Here is a 19,415-nt window from a genome sequence, read left to right as displayed (position 1 = left end):
CGGCGGCTGTCCGCCCGCCGTGGCGCAGAGCCGTTCGGGGCACCCCGCCTTGCCGGCCGGGCCGGCGTGTGGTTGGTTTCGGGGCAGACCAGATCAGCGGCACACCGAGGAGACACGCGTGGACGACCCGGTTCTCGTCGAGCGGGACGGTCCCGTGGAGACGTGGACGATCAACCTGCCGGAGGCCCGCAACCCCATCTCCGGCGACGACGTGATCGACGCGTTGGTGGCCCGGGTCGACGCGGTCAACGCCGACCGGGCGGTCCGGGCGGTCATCCTCACCGGCGCCGGCAGCGCCTTCTCCGCCGGCGGCAACGTCAAGGACATGGCGGACCGGGTCGGCCTCTTCGGCGGCGCCCCGCACGAGCTGCGCGACGGCTACCGTCGCGGCATCCAGCGGATCCCCCGGGCGATGTACGCGTGCGACGTGCCGCTGATCGCTGCGGTGAACGGAGCGGCCGTCGGCGCCGGCTGCGACCTGGCGCTCATGTGCGACCTGCGGATCGCCTCGGAGCGGGCGTTCTTCGCGGAGAGCTTCGTCAAGCTCGGCATCATCCCCGGCGACGGCGGCGCCTGGCTGCTGCCCCGTGCCGTCGGTGCCGCCCGGGCCGCCGAGATGACGCTGACCGGGGACCGGGTCGACGCCGCCACCGCCCTGGAGTGGGGGCTGGTCTCCCGGGTCGTGCCGCACGAGGAACTGCTCACCGAGGCGCGCCGGCTGGCCGACCGGGTGGCCGCGAACCCTCCGCACGCCGTACGGATGGCCAAGAAGCTGCTGCGCGAGGCCCAGCACCAGAGCCTCGACAGCCTGCTGGAGCTCTCCGCCGCCATGCAGGCGCTGGCGCACCAGACCCGGGACCACGACGAGGCGGTCCGGGCCTTCCTCGACCGGCGCGAACCGCACTTCACCGGGGAGTGAGCGGGACGGGCAGCCGGTGACGGCCCCGCCGTGGGTGCTGGCCGCCGGCCGGCCGCGTCGTGCACTGCGGACCGCCGCCGGGGCCCGGGAGCCGCGCCGCTCCCGGGCCGGTCGGCCGTCGGCGGGTCAGCGCTGCACGCGCGCGCCGGCGCCCCGGACGAGCGCCTCGACCTCCCGGAGGCTGGCCATCGAGGTGTCGCCGGGCGTGGTCATCGCCAGCGCGCCGTGCGCCGCACCGTACTCGACGGCCGTGGCCAGGTCACCCTTCTCCAGCAGCCCGTAGATGAGGCCGGAGGCGAAGCTGTCGCCCCCGCCGACGCGGTCCATGATCTCCAGGCCGGGCCGGTGGGTCGCCTCGACGAACCGCCCGTCGGCCCAGGCGATCGCGCCCCAGTCGTTGACGGTGGCGGTGCGCACCGTACGCAGGGTGGTGGCGACGACCTTGAAGTTGTCGTACTCCTTGGTGGCCGCCTCGATCATCCGCTGGAAGTTGGCCACCTCCAGCTCCGACAGCGACGCGTCCGTGTCGGGCACCTCGAAGCCCAACGAGGCGGTGAAGTCCTCCTCGTTGCCGATCATCACGTCGACGTACCGGGCCAGCCGGCGGTTGACCTCCTGCGCGCGGGCCTGCCCGCCGACCGCCTTCCAGAGGCTGGGCCGGTAGTTCAGGTCGTACGACACGACGGTGCCGTGCCGGGCCGCGGCGGCCATCGCCGCCTCCATCGTCTCCGGGGTGGTCTCGGAGAGGGCGGCGTAGATGCCGCCGGTGTGCAGCCACCGCACCCCCAGCGTGCCGAACAGGTGGTCCCAGTCCACCTGGTCGGGCCGGAGCTGGCTGGCGGCGCTGTGGCCACGGTCGGAGGTGCCGACGGCGCCCCGGACGCCGAAGCCGCGCTCGGTGAAGTTGAGCCCGTTGCGCACGGCGCGGCCGACCCCGTCGTAGGGCAGCCAGGTCACCAGTGAGGTGTCCACCCCGCCCTGGAGCACGAGGTCCTCCAGCAGCCGGCCCACCTCGTTGTCGGCGAACGCGGTGACCACGGCGGTCCGCAGCCCGAAGCAGCGGCGCAGGCCGCGTGCCACGTTGTACTCGCCGCCGCCCTCCCAGGCCCGGAAGGTGCGGGCCGTGCGGACCCGGCCCTCGCCCGGGTCGAGCCGCAGCATGATCTCGCCGAGGGAGACCAGGTCGTACCGGCACTCGCCGGCCGGACGGATGGACAGCACGGCTCAGGCCTCCACGGTCGATCGGGCGGCCTCGACGGCCGCGGCGGTGCGGGCGGCGACCTCGTCCCAACGCCCGGCGGCGATCAGGTCGGGGGCGACCATCCAGGTGCCGCCGACGGCCAGGACGGCGGGCAGGGCCAGGTAGTCGGCGAGGTTGGCGGTGTTGACCCCGCCGGTCGGGACGAACCGCACCGAGCGGTACGGCGCGGCGAGCGCCTTGATCATCGCGACGCCGCCGAGCTGCTCGGCGGGGAAGAACTTGACCGTGTCGAGCCCGGCGTCGAGGGCCATCTGGATCTCGGTGCCGGTGGCGACGCCGGGGAAGACGGGCACGCCCGCCTCCTGGCAGCGCCGGACGACCGCCGGGGAGAACCCGGGGGTCACGACGAACCGGGCGCCCGCCTCGACGGCCCGGTCGACCTGGGCCGGGGTCAGCACGGTGCCGGCGCCGACGAGCAGGTCGCCCCGCTCGGACATGACGCGGATCGACTCGGCCGCGGCGTCGGTGCGGAAGGTCACCTCGGCGCAGGGCAGCCCGCCGCGCACCAGCGCCTCGGCCAACGGGGCGGCGTCGCGGGCGTCGTCGAGCACGACGACCGGCAGGATCCGGGCCGCGCCGACGGTCGCCACGACCGCAGGTCTCTGTTCATCATTCTGTACGCCAGTCACATATGTGACCCTAGCGCTGCCGCCCGGCCTGTCAACCCCGCTAGAGTGGCGCCCATGACGCTGCCCGGCGGGTTCCAGCCCGTGAAGTCCTCCACCCGGACGCTGGAGGTGCTGGAGGCGCTGGCCGCCTCGCCGCAGCGGCGCTCGCTGGTCGACCTGGCCCGCGCGCTGGACATCCCGAAGAGCAGCCTGCACGGCATCCTGCGCACCATGGCCCAGCGCGGCTGGGTCGAGAGCGACCCGACCGGCACCCGCTTCGGGCTCGGGGTACGCGCGCTCCAGGTCGGTGCCGCGTACCTCACCAGCGACGACACCGTGGGCCTGCTCGGCGGGGTGCTCGACGACCTGTCGCGGCAGTTCGGCGAGACCGTCCACCTGGGACGCCTGGACGGCGCGCACATCGTCTACCTCGCCAAGCGCGAGTCGGTGCACCCGCTGCGGCTCTACAGCGCGATCGGCCGGCAACTGCCGGCCCACGCCACCGCCCTGGGCAAGGCGCTGCTCGCCGAGCGCCCGGACGACGCGCTCGACGGGCTGCTGACCTGGCCGCTGCCCGCGCTCACCCCGCACACCGTCACCGACCCCGACGCGCTGCGCGCCGAGCTGGCCGCCGTCCGGGAGCACGGCTACGCGGTGGACCGCGAGGAGAACACCGAAGGCATCGTCTGCTTCGCGACGGCCGTACCCCTGGCGGCGCCGGCCACCGACGCGATCAGCCTGTCGGTGCCGGTGGCCCGGCTGGGCGCCGCCGGCGAGGACCGGATCGTGGCCGCGCTCCGCCGGGCCGTCGACCAGGTCCAGGCGGCGCGCGGCCTGCTCTCCCCCGCCTGATCCGACGCCGCTTCGACGCCCCCGCCGCCCACCGCCGGGCCCGGCGCGGGCGCGCACCGGCCGTCGCCGAGGGCGACGTGCGGGCCACAACTGGCAACCTTCTTGACAGATGTGTCGAGATATCGACAGACTTCTTTCAGAGAGCGCTCTCTTGATCCGTCTGCCACCCCCGCCGCACCGGGAGGAACCCTCTTGTCTCGAAGACTGCGCATGCTCGTCCCCGCCGCCGCCGGCCTGCTGCTCCTCGGCCTGACCCCGGCGGCGGGCCACGCCAGCGACACGTCCCCCGCCGCCCCGGACCGCGCCGAGGCGGCCACTGCCGGGCCCAGCCCCGCCCTGGTCGAGGCGATGCGCCGCGACCTCGGCCTCACCCCCACCCAGGTCGACGAACGACTGCGCACCGAGGCCGCGGCGCCGGTGGTCGAGCGGCGCCTGCGGGCAAAGCTCGGCCCGGCGTTCGCCGGCGCGTGGATCCCGCCCGGCGGGCAGCGCCTCACCGTCGCCGTCACGGATGCGGCCCTCGCCACGGACGTCCGCGCCGAGGGCGCCGACGTCACGGTCGTCGCCCGCAGCGAGCGCACCCTCGACGCGGTCAAGCGCGCCCTCGACCGGCGCACCGCCGCCGCCGACCCGCGCGACGTCCGCGGCTGGCACGTCGACGTCGCCCGCAACAGCGTGGTCGTGACGGTCCGGCCGGGCGCCGCCGACAAGGCCATCGCGTACGCCAAGGCCAGCGGCGTGCCCGCGGACGCGATCCGGGTCGTCACCGCGACCGACGCGCCCCGCCCGCTCTACGACATCCGCGGCGGCGACCAGTACGTGATCAACGGCAACACCCTCTGCTCGGTCGGCTTCGCGGTCGTCGGCGGCTTCGTCACCGCAGGCCACTGCGGGGGCGTCGGCAGCCCGACCCTCGGCTTCAACAACGTCTCCCAGGGCACGTTCGCGGGGTCGTCGTTCCCCGGCAACGACTACGGGTGGGTACGCACCAACGGCTCCTGGACGCCGCAGCCCTGGGTGAACAACTACGCCGGAGGCAACGTGACGGTCGCCGGCTCGCAGGACGCGGCGATCGGCAGTTCGGTCTGCCGCTCCGGGCGTACGACCGGCTGGCGCTGCGGGACCATCCTGGGTCGCAACGAGACGGTCAACTACCCGCAGGGTGCGGTGTCGGGCCTGACCCGCAGCAACGCCTGCGCCGAGGGCGGCGACTCCGGCGGGGCCTGGATCTCCGGCAACCAGGCCCAGGGCGTCACCTCCGGCGGTTCCGGCAACTGCTCCACGGGCGGCACGACCTGGTTCCAGCCGGTCAACGAGATCCTCGGCGTCTACGGGCTGTCCCTGGTGACCACCGGTGGCGGCGGCGGAAGCCGGCTGATCAGCAACTGGAACAACCGCTGCATCGACGTGCCGAACTCCAACTTCTCCGACGGCGTGCCCCTGCAGACCTGGACCTGCAACGGCACCGGCGCGCAGTCGTGGACCTTCACCGGCGGCACGCTGCGCACCCAGAACAACAAGTGCATGGACGTGGCGTGGGGGTCCACCGCCAACGGCGCGGTCATCCAGATCGCCAACTGCAGCGGCAACCCGGCCCAGCAGTTCGTCCTCTCGGCCGCCGGTGACCTGGTCAACCCGCAGGCCAACAAGTGCGTCGACATCAAGGAGTGGAACAACTCCGACGGCGCCCGCCTGCACCTGTGGGACTGCCTCGGCGCCGCCAACCAGAAGTGGCGTCGCGGCTGACCGGCACCCGTCCGCCGTCGCGCCCACGCCGAACGGCCGATCGTCCGCGCGAGACATCGCGCCGGCATCCTCCAAGGAGGTCCCACATGTTCAGAGTCCGTACCCGCCGCCGGCCGTGGGCGCTCGCCCTCGCCGCGACCGCGATCATCGCCGCCACCACAGCCCTCTCCGTGCCGGTCCACCCCGAACCGGCGCAGGCCGCCATCGGGGGGATCACCTGGCAGGACGAGTTCAACGCCTCCGCCGGCACGCCCGTCGACCAGAGCAAGTGGCGCTTCGACATCGGCGGCGGCGGCTGGGGCAACAACGAGCGGCAGTACTACACCAACAGCACGAGCAACGCCGTGCACGACGGCCAGGGCAACCTGGTGATCACCGCCCGCCGCGAGAACCCCGCCAACTACCAGTGCCACTACGGCCGGTGCGAGTACACCTCTGCCCGGCTGCTGACGGCGGCCACGTTCACCCAGGCGTACGGCCGCTTCGAGGCCCGCATCAAGATCCCGCGCGGTCAGGGCATCTGGCCGGCGTTCTGGATGCTCGGCAACGACATGGGCGGCGTGGGCTGGCCGAACGCGGGCGAGATCGACATCATGGAGAACATCGGCCGGGAGCCGAACACCGTCTACGGCACCATCCACGGCCCGGGCTACTCGGGTGGCGGCGGCATCACCGGCAGCCGCACCATCGGCCAGCCACTCGCCGACACCTTCCACACCTACCGGGTGGACTGGGAACCGAACTCCATCATCTGGTACCTCGACGGCGTCGAGTTCCACCGGGTCGATCCGGGTCGGCTGGGCGGCAACCGCTGGGTGTTCGACCACCCGTTCTTCATGATCCTCAACGTGGCGGTGGGCGGGAACTGGCCGGGCTACCCCGACGCCTCCACGCAGTTCCCGCAGCAGATGCTCGTGGACTACGTACGCGTCTCGGGCTACACCTCGGGCGGCAACCCGCCGACCGGCACCAACGCCATCCGGGGCGCGCTGAGCGGTCGGTGCATCGACATCCCGAGCGCCAACCCGGTCGACGGGGCCAAGCTCCAGATCTGGGACTGCAACGGCACCGCCGCGCAGGCCTGGACGTTCGCCTCCGACGGCACGATCCGGGCGATGGGCAAGTGCATGGACCCGGCCTGGGCCGGCACGGCGAACGGCACCGAGGTCAACCTCGTCACCTGCAACGGCAACCCGGCGCAACGCTTCACGCTCAACGCCGCCGGTGACCTGGTCAACCTCAGCGCCAACCGCTGCCTCGACGTACGGGACCGCAACCCCAGCAACGGGGGCAAGCTCCAACTGTGGGACTGCACGGGCGACGCCAACCAGAAGTGGTCCCGCGTCTGATCCCCTCGACGCGGACGCCGGCAGGGTCGGCCGGGGCACACCGCCTCGACCGGCCCTGCCGGCTCGCGCCCCCTCAGCGGCCGTACCGCGCTGCTGTCCCCGTTCGACCGCCTGGTGTACGACCAGGCACACGTCACACCCTGTCCGGCACGCCACACCCAACCCAACGCCGGACCTGCTCGGCCGCCTGGTCAGCAACGGCGTGCCCCACCGGGCGAGTCACCAGGTCACTCAACGCGAACATGTCCAGGACCCGCCCCACGTAGGCCCAGTCCTCGACCAGGGGCAGGTCCGCAGGCTGCTGCTCAGCGAATCCCGCGCGGAAGCCGTCCAGGAAGCCGGCGGGATAGTCGGCGCCGAACCGGGCCATGTTCGCGGCGTCGCCATACGGGCAACCGGAGTAGCTGAACTCCCAGTCGAGCAGCGCATCCACCCGCCAACCGCCGCCCACGCGAGAGACCAGGATGTTCTTCGGGTTGATGTCGGCATGCACCAGCCGGGTGTGACCGTCAACGCCTTCCAGCGCCGACGAGTGAGCCGCGCACAACTCCGCCCAGGCACGACGCGTCTCGCCGTCGAGCCGGCCCTCGGGAACCGCGGCCATACAAGCCTCGACGACCTCAACCAGTTGCTGCGACCACGGGTCTTCCTCCTTGACGGTGAGGTCCGCGTCGACGAAGAAGCCTCGTCGGTCGAACGCCACCACAGCGACCTCCGCGACGACCCTTCCGACCTCAGCCCCCAGCTCACCCGCTTCCACCTGACCAAGATCACCCTTGGCGAGCACCCCGCTCAGAGCATCGCCGTCCACATACTCGATGACCATCGCCGGCCGCACGCTCTCGTCCTCACCGGGCGTGACCAACAGGACGTCCGGAACTGGCACATGCCGACGGGCGGCGGCCATGACCCCGGCCTCGATCGCCGGGTCCGTTCCTCCGAACCGGGCAACGACCTGGCCGTCAGCAAGCGTGAGCAGACACGTCTCGTGAGAGAAGCCGCCCGCCAACACGGATGTCGTCACCACCCTGCTGCCCAGTGCCGCCGCGATGCCCTCGAGTTCTTCGATCCGCATCCGAACAGTCCATCAGGACGGTAGGACATCAAACCGACCGAAGCTACGTGCCGACGTACGCAGCGACCGCTGCTCCGCGGCGTGGCGGCACCCGCCCCGCCCGCTGGATAGGACCGACCGGTCGCGGCCCTCTGCGGTTTTTCACCCCGTCGGGCCGGGCAAAGGGGCCACAGTGACTCGCACCGATGAACCCCACACCGTCGAGTTCAGACGGTCGGCCCTCCGGCTGGTCCGGAGGACGACCCTGGGGCTGCTCGCCGCCGCAGCGATCGGGGTCCTCGTCAGCCTGGCGCGGGGTCGGCTGTGGTGGGACGGGCTGTGGGTGCTGCTGCCGTACCTCGCGGTCTTCCACTTCTCGCCGCTACCAACCCCACCGAGAGGCAGCCAGCGGACACGCCTGCCGGTGCGGCTCGACGACCAGCGACTGGAGGTGTCGGGCCCCGGCGACACGACCCTGGCGATCGACTGGTCGAGGCGATGGCAGTGGGCCGGGTACGGGCAGAGCCGCCCGTACGAGATCGTGGTGCCGCTCACCGGCATGACGCCAGGCCCGGGTGTGCTACGCCGCGAGCTGGCCCGGTGGTTGCCGGGGGCCACCCAGGAGGACACGCTGGGGCTGCGGCAGTGAACTGGCTTGCCCACTTCCGCACCGGTCGCCTACCTTCGGCCGGCACCTCCCGGTGCGCAGGCAACGGCTACTTCCGCTTCCAACGGGGAGACGCGGGTGCGAATCCCGCCGCCGCCGAAATGCGGTGTCGACCAGCAGCCCAGGTCACCTTGGCCCGCGAGGGCCAGTCTCCGTTGCCGCTTCGATCTCGGGAGGTGCGCGCGCCGCGTACCCGGTGCGTAGACAGCGGATACTTCATCTATGGGTCGGGGGTTCGAGTCCCCTCCAGCCTTCCGGGGCTGGTAGCTCAGCTGGCAGAGCGATAGCCCTTCCGCCGTCGACCTTCTGGTCTCGGGTGCGCGGCGTGGCCGTCATTTCCGGCCCCGGTCACCGGGCGGCAAACCTCGTTGCCCCCGAGGCGGCGCCACCGCTACGGTCGTGCCCGCACCTCCCGGTGCGAAGGCGACGGTTACATCTTGGAGGGGTGCCCGCACCCCGTTGAAGAGGCCGTCCGTCGCCGGCTCCGATCTCGGGAGGCGCGACCACGCCGCACGCCCGGTGCGCAGGTGACGGTTACTTCAGGGATCCGCAGGTTGGAGGTTCGAGTCCTCCGCCGCCTTCGGGCGGCTGGCTCAAGCGGCAGAGCGGCGGACAGGTCCGTCGCCGACTTCTGGTCTCGGGTGTGCGGTGCGGTCGCGCCTTCCGCTCCACCCACACGGGGTACGCGATGGCCAAGTTCAACCTCAAGCTGCGGCGCGCCAAGCTGCCCGTCACCGCCGAGGGCGCGACCGGCTTCGTCCGCGAGCCACGGGCCGAGCTGTTCCTGCTGGGCGTGTCGAACATGGTCGGCGAGGACACCTTCTACGAGGGCGCCGCCGACCGGGACTCCCGGTTCCGCGAGCTGGTCGCCGCCGTGGCCGTCGCCGACCCCGACTGGTTCGGGCGCTTCGTGCGGTGGCTGCGTACCGGCGCGATGCTGCGGTCCGCATCCGTCGTGGCCGCCCTGGAGGGCGCCCGCGCGCAGGTCGCCGCCGGCATCCCCGGTTCCCGGGCGGTGGTGGACTCCGCGTTGCAGCGGGCCGACGAGCCGGGCGAGGCCCTCGCGTACTGGCTGGGTCGCCACGGCCGGGCGATGCCCAAGCCGGTCAAGCGGGGCATCGCCGACGCGGTGACGCGGCTGTACCACGAGCGGAGCCTGCTCAAGTACGACGCCGACGGCAGCCCGGTGCGGTTCGGCGACGTCATCGACCTGACCCACCCGACAGCGAGGGACGCGCGGCAGGGCGACCTCTTCCGGCACGCCTTGGACCGCCGGCACAAGCGCGACAACCCGCTGCCCGGGTCCCTCACGATGCTGGCGGCGCGGGCCGAGCTCATGGCGTTGCCGGTCGAGCGGCGCGTGGAGATCACCGACCCGGCGGTGCTGGGCGCGGCCGGCATGACCTGGGAGGCCCTCGCGGGCTGGCGGCAGACCGCGATGGACGCCGCAGCGTGGGAGGCGATCATCCCGACCATGGGCTACCTGGCGCTGCTGCGCAACCTGCGCAACTTCGACCGGGCCGGCGTCAGCGACACCGTCGCCGAGGCCGTGGCGGCGAGGCTGGCCGACCCGGGCGAGGTCGCCCGGTCGCGCGTGCTGCCGATGCGGTACCTGTCGGCGTACAACGCGGCACCGAGCCTGCGGTGGGCGTACCCGTTGGAGCGGGCGTTGCAGCAGGCGCTGGCGCACGTGCCCGCCCTGGACGGGCGGACCCTGGTTCTGATCGACACGTCGGGGTCGATGAACAGCGCGTTCAGCAAGGACGGCACGCTGCGCTGCTGGGACGCGGCCACCGTGTTCGGCCTCGCGCTGGCCGCCCGCGCGCGGGACGCCACGGTGGTGTCGTTCTCCAACGCCAGCACGGTGTTCCCGGCCGTCGCCGGTGAGTCGGTGCTGGCGGCGGTGCGCCGGTTCAAGGAGGGTGGCTACTTCTACGGCGCCGGGACCCAGACCGAGAAGGCGGTGCGCGACCACTACGACCGGCACGACCGGGTGGTCATCCTCACCGACGAGCAGGCGCACTGGCACGGCGCGGCAGACGTCACGGCCGTCGTGCCGGCGCGGATACCGGTGTACACCTGGAACCTGGCCGGATACCGGGTCGGGCACGCGCCGGCGACCGGCAACCGGCACACGTTCGGCGGCCTCTCCGACGCCGCGTTCGCGATGATTCCGCTCATCGAGGCGGGGTCCCGCGACCGGTGGCCCTTCTGACCGCGTCGTGGCGTCGGCCCCGTCGCCCGGGGCCGGCGCCGGGGCACGGCCGGTGGACGACGCCCATTGACGGTCGTCTCCGCACGTTGCAAGATGCGGGCGCACCCGTCGTGGTGTGAAGCTCCGGTGATCCCTGGCGTACCGCGATCAGGAGGCCCAGCACTGTGAATACCGGTCTGTCGCTCGTGCTCTTCCCCATCGCGCTGGGCATCGTCATGCTCGGCCTCGGCCTCACCCTGACCATCGCCGACTTCCGTCGCGTCGTCGCCTATCCCCGGGCCGTGGTCATCTCCCTGGTCTGCCAGATGCTGGTCCTGCCGGCCGTCTGCCTGGGCCTGGTGCTCGCCGCCGACCTGCGCCCGGAGCTGGCCGTCGGAATGATGCTGCTCGCCGCCTCCCCCGGCGGCAGCACCGCCAGCCTCTTCAGCCACCTGTTCCAGGGCAACGTCGCGCTGAACGTCACCCTGACCGCCATCAACTCGGTACTCGCCCTGTTCACGCTGCCGGTGATCGTCAACCTCTCCGTCGCCGCGTTCATGGGCTCGGACAGCTCGCTCGGCCTCCAGTTCGACAAGGTGCTCCAGGTGTTCGCCCTGGTGCTCATCCCGATCGCGATCGGCATGGTCGTCCGGCAGCGGCGTCCCGCGTTCGCCGAGCGCATGCAGCGACCGGTGAAGATCCTCTCCATCGTGGTCCTCATGGTCGTGATCGTCGGCGCGGTCCTCGGCGTCAAGGACGAACTCGCCGCCACCATCGGCGCGGTCGGCCTCATCGCGCTGCTGTTCAACCTGCTCAGCCTGGCCATCGGGTACGCGGCGCCGCGCCTGCTGCGCGTCGGGCACCGGGATTCCGTCGCGTCGTCGTTCGAGATCGGCGTCCACAACGCCACCCTGGCCATCACGATCGCACTCAGCCCGGCCCTGCTCAACAACACCGACATCGGTATGCCACCGGCGATCTACGGCATCCTGATGTTCTTCACCGCCACCGCCTTCGGCTTCGTCGCCGCCCGCCGCTCCCGGGCCGCGGACGATCCGACCCGCCTGCCCACCCCGACGGCGTGAGCGGGCACTGAGCCACACCGCGCGAGCGGCGGCGTGCCGTACCGCCGCTCGCGCGCGGCACCGGATTTCGCCTAGGGTCCGGTCATGCCGCCTGAGGGTTCCGACTTCACGGCCGGGCTGCCCCGCAAGCGCATGGGCGCCGGCCTGCTCGTGACCGATCCCGCCGGCCGGGTCCTCCTCGTCGAGCCGGCGTACAAGACGTCGTGGGAGATTCCCGGCGGGTGCGTCGAGGCGGACGAGTCTCCGCACCGGACGGCGGCCCGCGAGTGCCGTGAGGAGCTCGGGCTCGCCATCGAGCCTGGGCGGCTGCTCGTCGTGGACTGGGTCCCCCCGCGGCACCCCAGGACCGAGGGGGTCATGTTCGTCTACGACGGGGGCCGGCTGACCCCGTCGCAGGCCGCCCGGATCGTGTTGCCGCCCGCCGAACTGCGGAGTTGGTCGTGGTGTGACCGGCGGGAGGCCGACGGGCGGCTGGTCCCGCTGCTCGCCCGACGGGTCGCGGAGGCACTCGCCGCGCGCGACGACGGCGTCACCCGCTACCTGGAGGACGGCTTCCGGGTGAGCTGACCCGTCCGGATCCGCTCCATCTTCCCTGCCGTGGGGTCTGGACCAGCGCGTCGTCGACAGTGACCATTGGTAGCTGTGCAAATACTGTGGGTCGGATAGCTCGCTCCCCCACCGCCACCCGACCCGCGACCGACGACCACGTCACCGCGCAGCGAGGAGACACGCCCGTGACCGGAGCCGCCACCCGCACCGAACGGGGCACCACGTCGGAACAGTCGGCTCCGGCAGGGGCGCAGTCGGTCCTGCCGGAGCTGCGGACGATGTACTGGGAGACCGGGATGCAGGCGCGGTCCGAAGCCGGCCTGTTCACCGTCTTCGCCGAACTGCCCCGGCTGGTCTGGACGGCGGTCCGGACCAGCTGGCGGGCCGACCGGCTCCGGACCTCGGTGGTGGCCGCCGCCACGGTCGGCGGCGGGGCGATGGCCGCCTTCGGGCTGCTGGCCACCCAGCGGGTGCTCGTCGAGCTGTTCGCCGGGGGCCCGACCACGGAGAAGGTGGTCGCCGCGACGCCCGCGCTCGCCGTGCTGGCGGGGGCGACCGCGCTGCGCGCCGGCATGGGCATCGCCACCGGGTACGCGCAGAACGGGCTCACCCCGCGGGTGAGCCGGGAGGTGGAACGCGGCCTGTTCGAGATGTCCACGGCGGTACGGCTGGAGGCGTTCGACGCCGACGCGTTCGCCGACGACATGGAGCGCGCCTCCCGGGGCACCGAGTCGACGGTCGACCTGGTGGAGTCGTCGATGAACCTGCTCGCCGGGCTGGCCGGCCTGCTCGCCGTGGCAGTCGCCGTCGTCGTCATCCACCCGCTGCTGCTGCTGGCGCTGCTGGTCGCGACGCTGCCCAAGGCCTGGGCGTCGCTGCGGGCCGGGCACCTGCGCTACCGGACCTACACGGCCGGCTCGGTGCGGCGACGGCGGCTGTGGCTGCTGCACCGGCTGATGGCCGAGCGGGACTCGGCGCCGGAGCTGCGCTCCTACGGGCTGCGCCGCTTCCTGCTGGACCAGTACGACCGGGTGATGGAGGTCGAGACCGACATCGAGCTGGCCCTCGCCCGCCGGGTCACCACGACCACCACGGTCGGGGCGGTGATCGGCGGAATCGCCACCGCCGTGGTCTACCTCCTGCTCGGGCTGCTGCTCGTCGACGGTCAGATCCCGCTCGCGGCGGCGGCGACCTGCGTGGTCGCGGTGCAGGCCGCGCAGCGTTCGCTGGCCGTCACCACCTTCCAGGTCGACCGCGTCTACACCGAGGGCCAGCACTTCGGCGACTACACCGGGTTCATGACCCGCGCCGCCGACTACCTGCACGACCCGGCGCCGGGCGCCGCGGGCACGGATCCCGGCCCGCTGCGTGAGCTGGCCGTGCGGGAGGTCAGCCTGCGCTACCCCGACCGGGACGTCCCCGCCGTGGACCGCGTGACGCTGACGATCACGGCGGGGCAGACGGTGGCGTTCGTGGGCGAGAACGGCTCGGGCAAGACCACCCTCGCCGCGATGATCGCCACCCTGCGCGCGCCCACCGAGGGCGTCATCTGCTGGAACGGGCGACCCCTGCCCGAGTGGGACCTCGACCGGTTGCGGGCCCGCATCGCGGTGGTCACGCAGGAATACCACAAGTGGCCGTTCACGGCCGCGACGAACATCGCCGTCGGCGACGTCGAGAGCGAGGCACGGCAGGACCGGATCGAGGCCGCCGCCGCCCGCGCCGTCGCACACGACATGATCCAGGAACTCCCCGACGGGTACGAGACGCTGCTCGACCGGACGTTCGCCAGGGGCCAGGACCTCTCCGGCGGCCAGTGGCAGCGCATCACGGCGGCCCGCGGCTTCCTCCGCGACGCCGAGCTGCTCGTCATGGACGAGCCGTCCTCCGCCCTCGACCCGCGCGCCGAGGACGCCCTGTTCCAGGCCATCCGGGACCGGCAGGGTCGGGCGACCACCATCCTCATCACCCACCGGCTGGCCAACGTCCGGCACGCCGACCGGATCTTCGTCCTGCACGACGGCGCGCTGGTCGAGGCCGGCAGTCACGCCGAACTCGTCGCCGCCGGCGGCCGGTACGCCGAACTGTTCGCCCTCCAGGCCGCCGGCTACCACGGCGCCCACGACGAGCACGCCCCCGCGCCACGGCAGCGCTGACCGACGGGCGCTCCGGCCCCCGGGGGCGTCCCGGGGGCCGGCGCGTCGCGTCAGTGGATGATGACGGGAGCCTTCGGCTGCCCCTCCTGCTGGCCGTCGAGCAGGTGCGACGGCTCGCGCCGGCGCGGCAGGAACGCCACCGGGACGAACGTGAGCAGCACCAGCGCGAACGCGACCCAGAACGTGGTGGCGAAGGAGCTGGCGGCGAAGTCGAGGCCACGCTGGATGAGCGAGGGGTCCACCGGGAACTGCTCGGCCAGCTCCGGCTGCTGCTGGACGGCGATGGCGAGGCCGGCCTCCGTCAACGGCTCCCCGCTCGGGTCGGTCGCCCCCGGGATCGGCCGGGAGCCGTTCAGCTCGCTGGTGAGGATCACCGACATCATGGCGGCGCCCACGGACCCGCCGATCTGCTGGAGGATGTTGACCAGGGTGGAGCCGCGGGCCACGTCGTGCGCCTTGAGGGTCTTCAGCGCCGAGGTCATGATCGGCATCATGGTGCCGCCCATGCCCAGGCCCATGACGAACAGCGACCCGCAGAGCAGGACGTACGAGGTCTGCGGGTCGACCTGGGTGAAGGTGAAGAACCCGAGGGCGATGAGTGCCAGCGCGAACGGCACGGTGCGGCCGACGGGGACCCGGTCGGCCAGCATCCCGGCCACCGGCATGGTCACCATCGCGCCGATGCCCTGCGGCGCCATCAGCAGGCCGGCGGCCAGCGTCGTCTCGCCGCGGATCTGCAGGAAGTAGCTCGGGAACAGCAGGCCGGCGCCCATGAACGCGATGATGAACACGAACATGGTCACCGCCGCGACGGTGAGGTTGCGGTTGGCGAACAGCCGCAGGTCGAGCAGGGGGTGCCGGGTCCTGAAGGAGTAGAGGACGAAGGCGACGAGGAGCGCGCCGCCGACCACCATGGGCGCCCACACCCCGGTGTCGGCGAACGTGCCGGTCTCGGGCAGCGAGGAGACGCCGTAGAGGAAGAGGGCGAGCCCCGGCGAGAGCATCAGCATGCCGAGGAAGTCGAACGACTCGGACGGCTCGGGGTTGTCCTTCGGCAGCGCCAGTGCGGCGTAGACGAGTGCCAGGGCGCCGATCGGCAGGTTGATCAGGAAGATCCAGTGCCAGCTCGCGACGTCGATCAGCCAGCCGCCGAGGATCGGGCCTCCGATGGGACCGAGCAGCATCGGGATGCCCAGGACGGCCATCAGCCGGCCGATCCGGTGCGGCCCGGCCGCCCTGGTCATGATCGTCATGCCCAGCGGCAGGAGCATGCCGCCGCCGAGGCCCTGGAGCACGCGGTAGCCGATGAGCTGCCCGATCGTGTCGGCGTTGGCGCACAGCCCGGACCCGATCGTGAACAGCGCGATGGCGATCATGTAGAGCCGCTTGGTGCCGAACCGGTCGGCGGCCCAGCCGCTGAGCGGGATCACCGTGGCCAGCGCGAGCGTGTAGGCCGTCATGGTCCAGGCGACCTCGGCGTACGACGCGTTGAACTCGCGCTGGAAGGTCGGCAGGGCGACGGTCACTACCGTCACGTCGAGGATCGACATGATCGCGCCGAGGACGACGACCCCGGCGACCTTGAGCACCGAGGCGTCGAGTTTGTCCGAGGTCGCGATGGATTGCTGTGTCACTAAATCTCCTGGGTCCCCGTGGTGGCCGGCGCGAGCCGTGCCTCGACCTGTCACGTACTGACACTGTCCGCAGGCAGACTAACGAGCGGCACCGACGATCGGCGTACGATTTCCGACCGCCGGAGAGTGGGCGACGCCACGTCGGCGGGCGGGTCGACCGCCGCAAGGGGCGCTCGCGCGCGAAGTCGGGGCCCGGTCGGCCCCGCCGCCGGCGGTCAGCCCACCTTGGGTACGGCGCGGGAGATGATCGCGGCGAAGTCGACGCCGCGGGGCAGCGTGCCGTACGCCTGGCCGTGGTCGCCGCCGAGCCGGGAGGCGCAGAAGGCGTCGGCGACGGCGGGGTGGCCGTGCCGCACCAGCAGCGAGCCCTGCAGGACCAGGGCGAGCCGCTCGACGACCCGGCGGGCCCGCAGCTCGACGTCGTCGTGGTCGGACAGCTCGGCCTGCACGCGGCGTACGGCGGCGTCGAGCCGGGCGTCGGCGCCGGCCGCGGCGGTGACCTCGGCCTCGAACGCCGCCATGACCTCGGGTTCCCTGGTGAGGGCGCGCAGCACGTCCAGCGCGGCGACGTTGCCGGAGCCCTCCCAGATCGAGTTCAGCGGGGACTCGCGGAAGAGCCTCGGCATGCCCGACTCCTCGACGTAGCCGTTGCCGCCCAGGCATTCGAGGGCCTCGGCCGCGTGCGCCGGCCAGCGCTTGCAGACCCAGTACTTGCCGACGGCGAGGGCGAGCCGCTTGAACGCGGTCTCGCCGGCGTCGCCGCGCGCGGACCGGTCGGTGGCCCCGGCGAGGCGCATCATCAGGACGGTGGCGGCCTCGGACTCGACCGCGAGGTCGGCGAGCACGTTGCGCATCAGGGGCGCCTCGACGAGGTACCGGCCGAAGGCCTGCCGGTGGGTGGCGTGGTGGGCGGCCGTGGTCACGCCCTGGCGCATGCCGGCCGCCGCGCCGATGACGCAGTCGAGGCGGGTCAGGTTGACCATGTCGATGATGGTGCGCACGCCACGGCCCTCGTCGCCGACCCGCCAGGCGACCGCGTGCTCGTACTCGACCTCTGCGGAGGCGTTGGAGCGGTTGCCGAGCTTGTCCTTGAGGCGCATCAGCCGCATCGGGTTGCGCGTGCCGTCGGGCAGGACGCGCGGCACGAGGAAGCAGGTGAGCCCGCCCGGCGCCCGGGCGAGGGTGAGGAAGACGTCGCACATCGGCGCCGACGTGAACCACTTGTGCCCGAGCAGGCGGTAGGTGCCGTCCGGCTCGGGGTGGGCGGTGGTGGTGTTGGCGCGTACGTCCGAGCCGCCCTGCTTCTCCGTCATCGACATGCCGGCCAGCAGTCCCCGCTTGGCCAGCGGCGGGCGCAGCCCGAAGTCGTACGACGTGGTGGTGAGCAGCGGCTCGTAGCGCGCGGCCAGCTCCGGGGCGTGCCGCAGCGCCGGCACGGCGGCGTAGGTCATCGAGATCGGGCAGCCGTGGCCGGCGTCGGGACGCCAGGTGTAGAACTTGGCCGCGCGGGCCACGTGCGCGCCCGGCCGGTCGTCCGCCCACGGCGCGGCGTGCAGGCCGTGCGTGACCGCGGTACGCATCAACTCGTGCCAGGCCGGGTGGAACTCCACCTCGTCGACGCGGTGGCCGTGCCGGTCGTGGGTGCGCAGGACCGGCGGGTGCTCGTTCGCCAGCCGCCCGTGCTCGATCGCCTGCTCGCCACCGCCGAGGCGGCCCAGCTCGTGCAGCTCGGCGGCGGCCCAGCCGGCGCCCTCGCGTTCGAGCCCGTCGAGCAGCGCCGCGTCGTCGGCCGTGTCGTGACCGACCAGCGGTGGAACCTGGTTGAGGACCTCGTGCGTCGTCACGGCGACACTCCCAGCGCGCGGTGGAGGAAGGCGGTCAGGTGCTCGATGGTGCGCGGCCCGGCGACCCCGGCGGCCAGGGGGCCGACCATCGCCTCGGCCAGGGCGCCGACCAGCGCGGTGGCGGTCAGCTCGGGATCCTGCGGGGGAAGTTCGCCGCTCGCCACCCCCTGGGCGACGTGACCGGCGATCAGCTCGGCGTACGCGCGGCGGAAGACGAGCCGCTCGGCGTCGACCGCCGGGTCGGCCGGCTCGGCGAGCAGCGCGTACGCCAACCGTGGCGACCGCAGCGCCCGGCCGGAGAACGTCTCGATGACGGCGGTGACCCGCTCGGCGACGGTGCCCTCCAGCGCCGCCGCGCGCGCCACCGCGTCCACCTCGCGCTGCGAGGCGGTGCGGAACACCTCGGCGACCAGGTCGGCCTTGGTCGGGAAGTGCCGGTAGACGCTGCCGGTCGCCATCCCGGCCCGCTCGGCGACGGCGGCGACCGAGCAGCCGGCGTACCCGTGCTCGGCCATGATCTCCAGCGCGGCGACGATGATCCGCTCCCGGGACGCGCTGAGCCGGGCCTTCACGCGTTCGGTGCTCCGGTAGACCACGCAAGGATTGAACCACCATTCAATCCTTGCCGGCAAGGGGCCTGCCAGGCTGGCGTACGACCCGCCCGCGACGCGGTCTAGGCTCCCCCTCTTCGGCAGGCGTACGCCCCCGGAGTCCTCGAAGGCGGTCCCGCCGTGACCCCTGACCTGACCGACGTGAACCGCCGCCTGGACGCGGCGCTGGCGGGCGTGGCCGCCGCCTTCCGAGGCATGACCGCCCACCGGCGGGAGTCCAACTGCGAGTGTCACTGGGGCAGCGCCGAGGAGCTGGCACTGCTCAAGACCCCGGACGCGCCGCTCGACGAGGAGCTGCTCCGCCGCACGTACTGGACCACGGACTGGCACTACCCCGGGCCGCTGCTGCGCCGGATCCTGCCCCCGGTGACCCGACGCCTCGCGGCGGGTGAGGTGGAGTCCGTCTCCGGAATGGACCCCCTGGCCCGCCTGTTCGTCAAGGGCCGCTGGCAGGACTGGCCCGCCGCGCAACGCGACGCGGTACGGGAGTTCCTGGCGGCCTGGTGGCAGCACACGCTGGTGGATCCCGGGGCGAAGGTCCCCGCCCACGAGGCCCTGGCCTTCGTCGCTGAGGTCAGCGGACAGCTCGCCCCGTGGCTGTACAGCTGGGCGCGGCTACTGGCCGACCCGACGGCTCGGCGACGACTGGTCGCGGCGGCGGACGAGTGGTCGTACGACCTGGTCGTCGACCGCCTGCCCTGGTCGAGCTGGCGGGACGAGGAGGACACGGCGTGCCTCGCGCTGTCGATGTGGGTGCTGCGGCACGCGCCGGCCGCGCTGCGGGAACACGACGCGTCCGCCGAGCTGCGCGACCTCGTACAACTGCTGGCCCTCCCCGACGCCGACCGGTGGGACAGGCGCGGCTAGCCACGCGAGGCTGCCGGGA

At 72.8% G+C, this 19,415-nt stretch carries 16 protein-coding genes; 10 read left to right on the top strand and 6 right to left on the bottom strand.

The annotated features are described in order from the left end of the window. The first annotated feature begins 118 nt into the window (after window positions 1-118). The gene (locus OG989_RS16665) at window positions 119-919 is read left to right on the top strand and encodes a crotonase/enoyl-CoA hydratase family protein (RefSeq protein WP_327031036.1); all 801 of its coding nucleotides are present in this window, start codon (window positions 119-121) and stop codon (window positions 917-919) included. A 126-nt stretch (window positions 920-1,045) separates the two neighbouring features. Here the strand turns inward: OG989_RS16665 and OG989_RS16660 are convergent, their stop codons facing one another. Both OG989_RS16660 and eda read right to left on the bottom strand, forming a co-directional pair. Continuing rightward, a complete protein-coding gene (locus OG989_RS16660; protein ID WP_151456148.1) occupies window positions 1,046-2,140 on the bottom strand; it encodes a sugar kinase in 1,095 nt (364 codons plus the stop codon). A 3-nt stretch (window positions 2,141-2,143) separates the two neighbouring features. Beyond that, on the bottom strand, window positions 2,144-2,770 hold the full coding sequence (gene eda, locus OG989_RS16655) for a bifunctional 4-hydroxy-2-oxoglutarate aldolase/2-dehydro-3-deoxy-phosphogluconate aldolase (protein ID WP_225852365.1): 627 nt from the start codon (window positions 2,768-2,770) through the stop codon (window positions 2,144-2,146). Between the two features lie 93 nt (window positions 2,771-2,863). Here eda and OG989_RS16650 point away from each other — a divergent pair, with 93 nt between their 5' ends. The 3 genes from OG989_RS16650 to OG989_RS16640 all read left to right on the top strand — a co-directional run bounded on the left by OG989_RS16650 (window position 2,864) and on the right by OG989_RS16640 (window position 6,735). Next, window positions 2,864-3,640, top strand: coding sequence for an IclR family transcriptional regulator (locus OG989_RS16650; RefSeq protein WP_225852366.1), 777 nt, complete (start codon window positions 2,864-2,866; stop codon window positions 3,638-3,640). A gap of 192 nt (window positions 3,641-3,832) precedes the next feature. Further along, the gene (locus tag OG989_RS16645) at window positions 3,833-5,386 is read left to right on the top strand and encodes a ricin-type beta-trefoil lectin domain protein (protein ID WP_327031035.1); all 1,554 of its coding nucleotides are present in this window, start codon (window positions 3,833-3,835) and stop codon (window positions 5,384-5,386) included. A gap of 86 nt (window positions 5,387-5,472) precedes the next feature. Continuing rightward, on the top strand, window positions 5,473-6,735 hold the full coding sequence (locus tag OG989_RS16640; protein ID WP_327031034.1) for a ricin-type beta-trefoil lectin domain protein: 1,263 nt from the start codon (window positions 5,473-5,475) through the stop codon (window positions 6,733-6,735). Between the two features lie 133 nt (window positions 6,736-6,868). On the opposite strand, the gene OG989_RS16635 is transcribed toward OG989_RS16640, so the two are convergent. Then, entirely contained in the window at window positions 6,869-7,810 is a 942-nt protein-coding gene (locus OG989_RS16635; protein ID WP_327031033.1) for a phosphotransferase, read from the bottom strand. A 172-nt stretch (window positions 7,811-7,982) separates the two neighbouring features. On the opposite strand from OG989_RS16635, the gene OG989_RS16630 reads away from it, so the two are divergent. The 5 genes from OG989_RS16630 (at window position 7,983) to OG989_RS16610 (ending at window position 14,440) form a co-directional block, all read left to right on the top strand. Further along, window positions 7,983-8,438, top strand: a complete 456-nt coding sequence (locus OG989_RS16630) for a hypothetical protein (RefSeq protein ID WP_327031032.1) — start codon at window positions 7,983-7,985, stop codon at window positions 8,436-8,438. A 706-nt stretch (window positions 8,439-9,144) separates the two neighbouring features. Further along, a complete protein-coding gene (locus OG989_RS16625) occupies window positions 9,145-10,671 on the top strand; it encodes a TROVE domain-containing protein (protein ID WP_327031031.1) in 1,527 nt (508 codons plus the stop codon). Window positions 10,672-10,835: 164 nt separating this feature from the next. Then, window positions 10,836-11,735 carry a bile acid:sodium symporter family protein gene (locus OG989_RS16620; RefSeq protein WP_151453072.1) on the top strand — a complete coding sequence of 300 codons (900 nt, stop codon included), beginning with the start codon at window positions 10,836-10,838 and terminating at the stop codon, window positions 11,733-11,735. An 84-nt stretch (window positions 11,736-11,819) separates the two neighbouring features. Continuing rightward, entirely contained in the window at window positions 11,820-12,302 is a 483-nt protein-coding gene (locus tag OG989_RS16615; protein ID WP_327031030.1) for an NUDIX hydrolase, read from the top strand. Between the two features lie 260 nt (window positions 12,303-12,562). After that, entirely contained in the window at window positions 12,563-14,440 is a 1,878-nt protein-coding gene (locus OG989_RS16610; protein WP_327031180.1) for an ATP-binding cassette domain-containing protein, read from the top strand. Between the two features lie 50 nt (window positions 14,441-14,490). Here OG989_RS16610 and OG989_RS16605 read toward each other — a convergent pair whose 3' ends face one another. The 3 genes from OG989_RS16605 to OG989_RS16595 all read right to left on the bottom strand — a co-directional run bounded on the left by OG989_RS16605 (window position 14,491) and on the right by OG989_RS16595 (window position 18,514). Then, on the bottom strand, window positions 14,491-16,074 hold the full coding sequence (locus OG989_RS16605; RefSeq protein ID WP_151453071.1) for a DHA2 family efflux MFS transporter permease subunit: 1,584 nt from the start codon (window positions 16,072-16,074) through the stop codon (window positions 14,491-14,493). Window positions 16,075-16,289: 215 nt separating this feature from the next. After that, the gene (locus OG989_RS16600; RefSeq protein ID WP_327031029.1) at window positions 16,290-17,918 is read right to left on the bottom strand and encodes an isovaleryl-CoA dehydrogenase; all 1,629 of its coding nucleotides are present in this window, start codon (window positions 17,916-17,918) and stop codon (window positions 16,290-16,292) included. Then, window positions 17,915-18,514 carry a TetR/AcrR family transcriptional regulator gene (locus OG989_RS16595; protein ID WP_327031028.1) on the bottom strand — a complete coding sequence of 200 codons (600 nt, stop codon included), beginning with the start codon at window positions 18,512-18,514 and terminating at the stop codon, window positions 17,915-17,917. Before OG989_RS16595 ends, OG989_RS16600 begins: the two co-directional genes overlap by 4 nt. 135 nt (window positions 18,515-18,649) lie before the next feature. Between OG989_RS16595 and OG989_RS16590 the strand changes: the two genes are divergently transcribed. After that, window positions 18,650-19,396, top strand: a complete 747-nt coding sequence (locus tag OG989_RS16590; RefSeq protein WP_327031027.1) for a hypothetical protein — start codon at window positions 18,650-18,652, stop codon at window positions 19,394-19,396. Window positions 19,397-19,415 lie beyond the last annotated feature (19 nt).

The organism is Micromonospora sp. NBC_01740 (genome assembly GCF_035920365.1).
GTDB lineage: Bacteria > Actinomycetota > Actinomycetes > Mycobacteriales > Micromonosporaceae > Micromonospora > Micromonospora reichwaldensis.
Note: the sequence above shows the minus strand (reverse complement) of the source record. Positions and strands in the feature narration are given on the sequence as shown.

What these genes read in the sequence shown, in the direction of transcription:
- OG989_RS16650 (WP_225852366.1), top strand. Translation starts at nt 2,864, where the DNA reads ATGACGCTGCCCGGCGGGTTCCAGCCCGTGAAGTCCTCCACCCGGACG.
- OG989_RS16640 (WP_327031034.1), top strand. Translation starts at nt 5,473, where the DNA reads ATGTTCAGAGTCCGTACCCGCCGCCGGCCGTGGGCGCTCGCCCTCGCC.
- OG989_RS16635 (WP_327031033.1), bottom strand. Translation starts at nt 7,810, where the DNA reads ATGCGGATCGAAGAACTCGAGGGCATCGCGGCGGCACTGGGCAGCAGG.
- OG989_RS16625 (WP_327031031.1), top strand. Translation starts at nt 9,145, where the DNA reads ATGGCCAAGTTCAACCTCAAGCTGCGGCGCGCCAAGCTGCCCGTCACC.
- OG989_RS16615 (WP_327031030.1), top strand. Translation starts at nt 11,820, where the DNA reads ATGCCGCCTGAGGGTTCCGACTTCACGGCCGGGCTGCCCCGCAAGCGC.
- OG989_RS16610 (WP_327031180.1), top strand. Translation starts at nt 12,563, where the DNA reads ATGTACTGGGAGACCGGGATGCAGGCGCGGTCCGAAGCCGGCCTGTTC.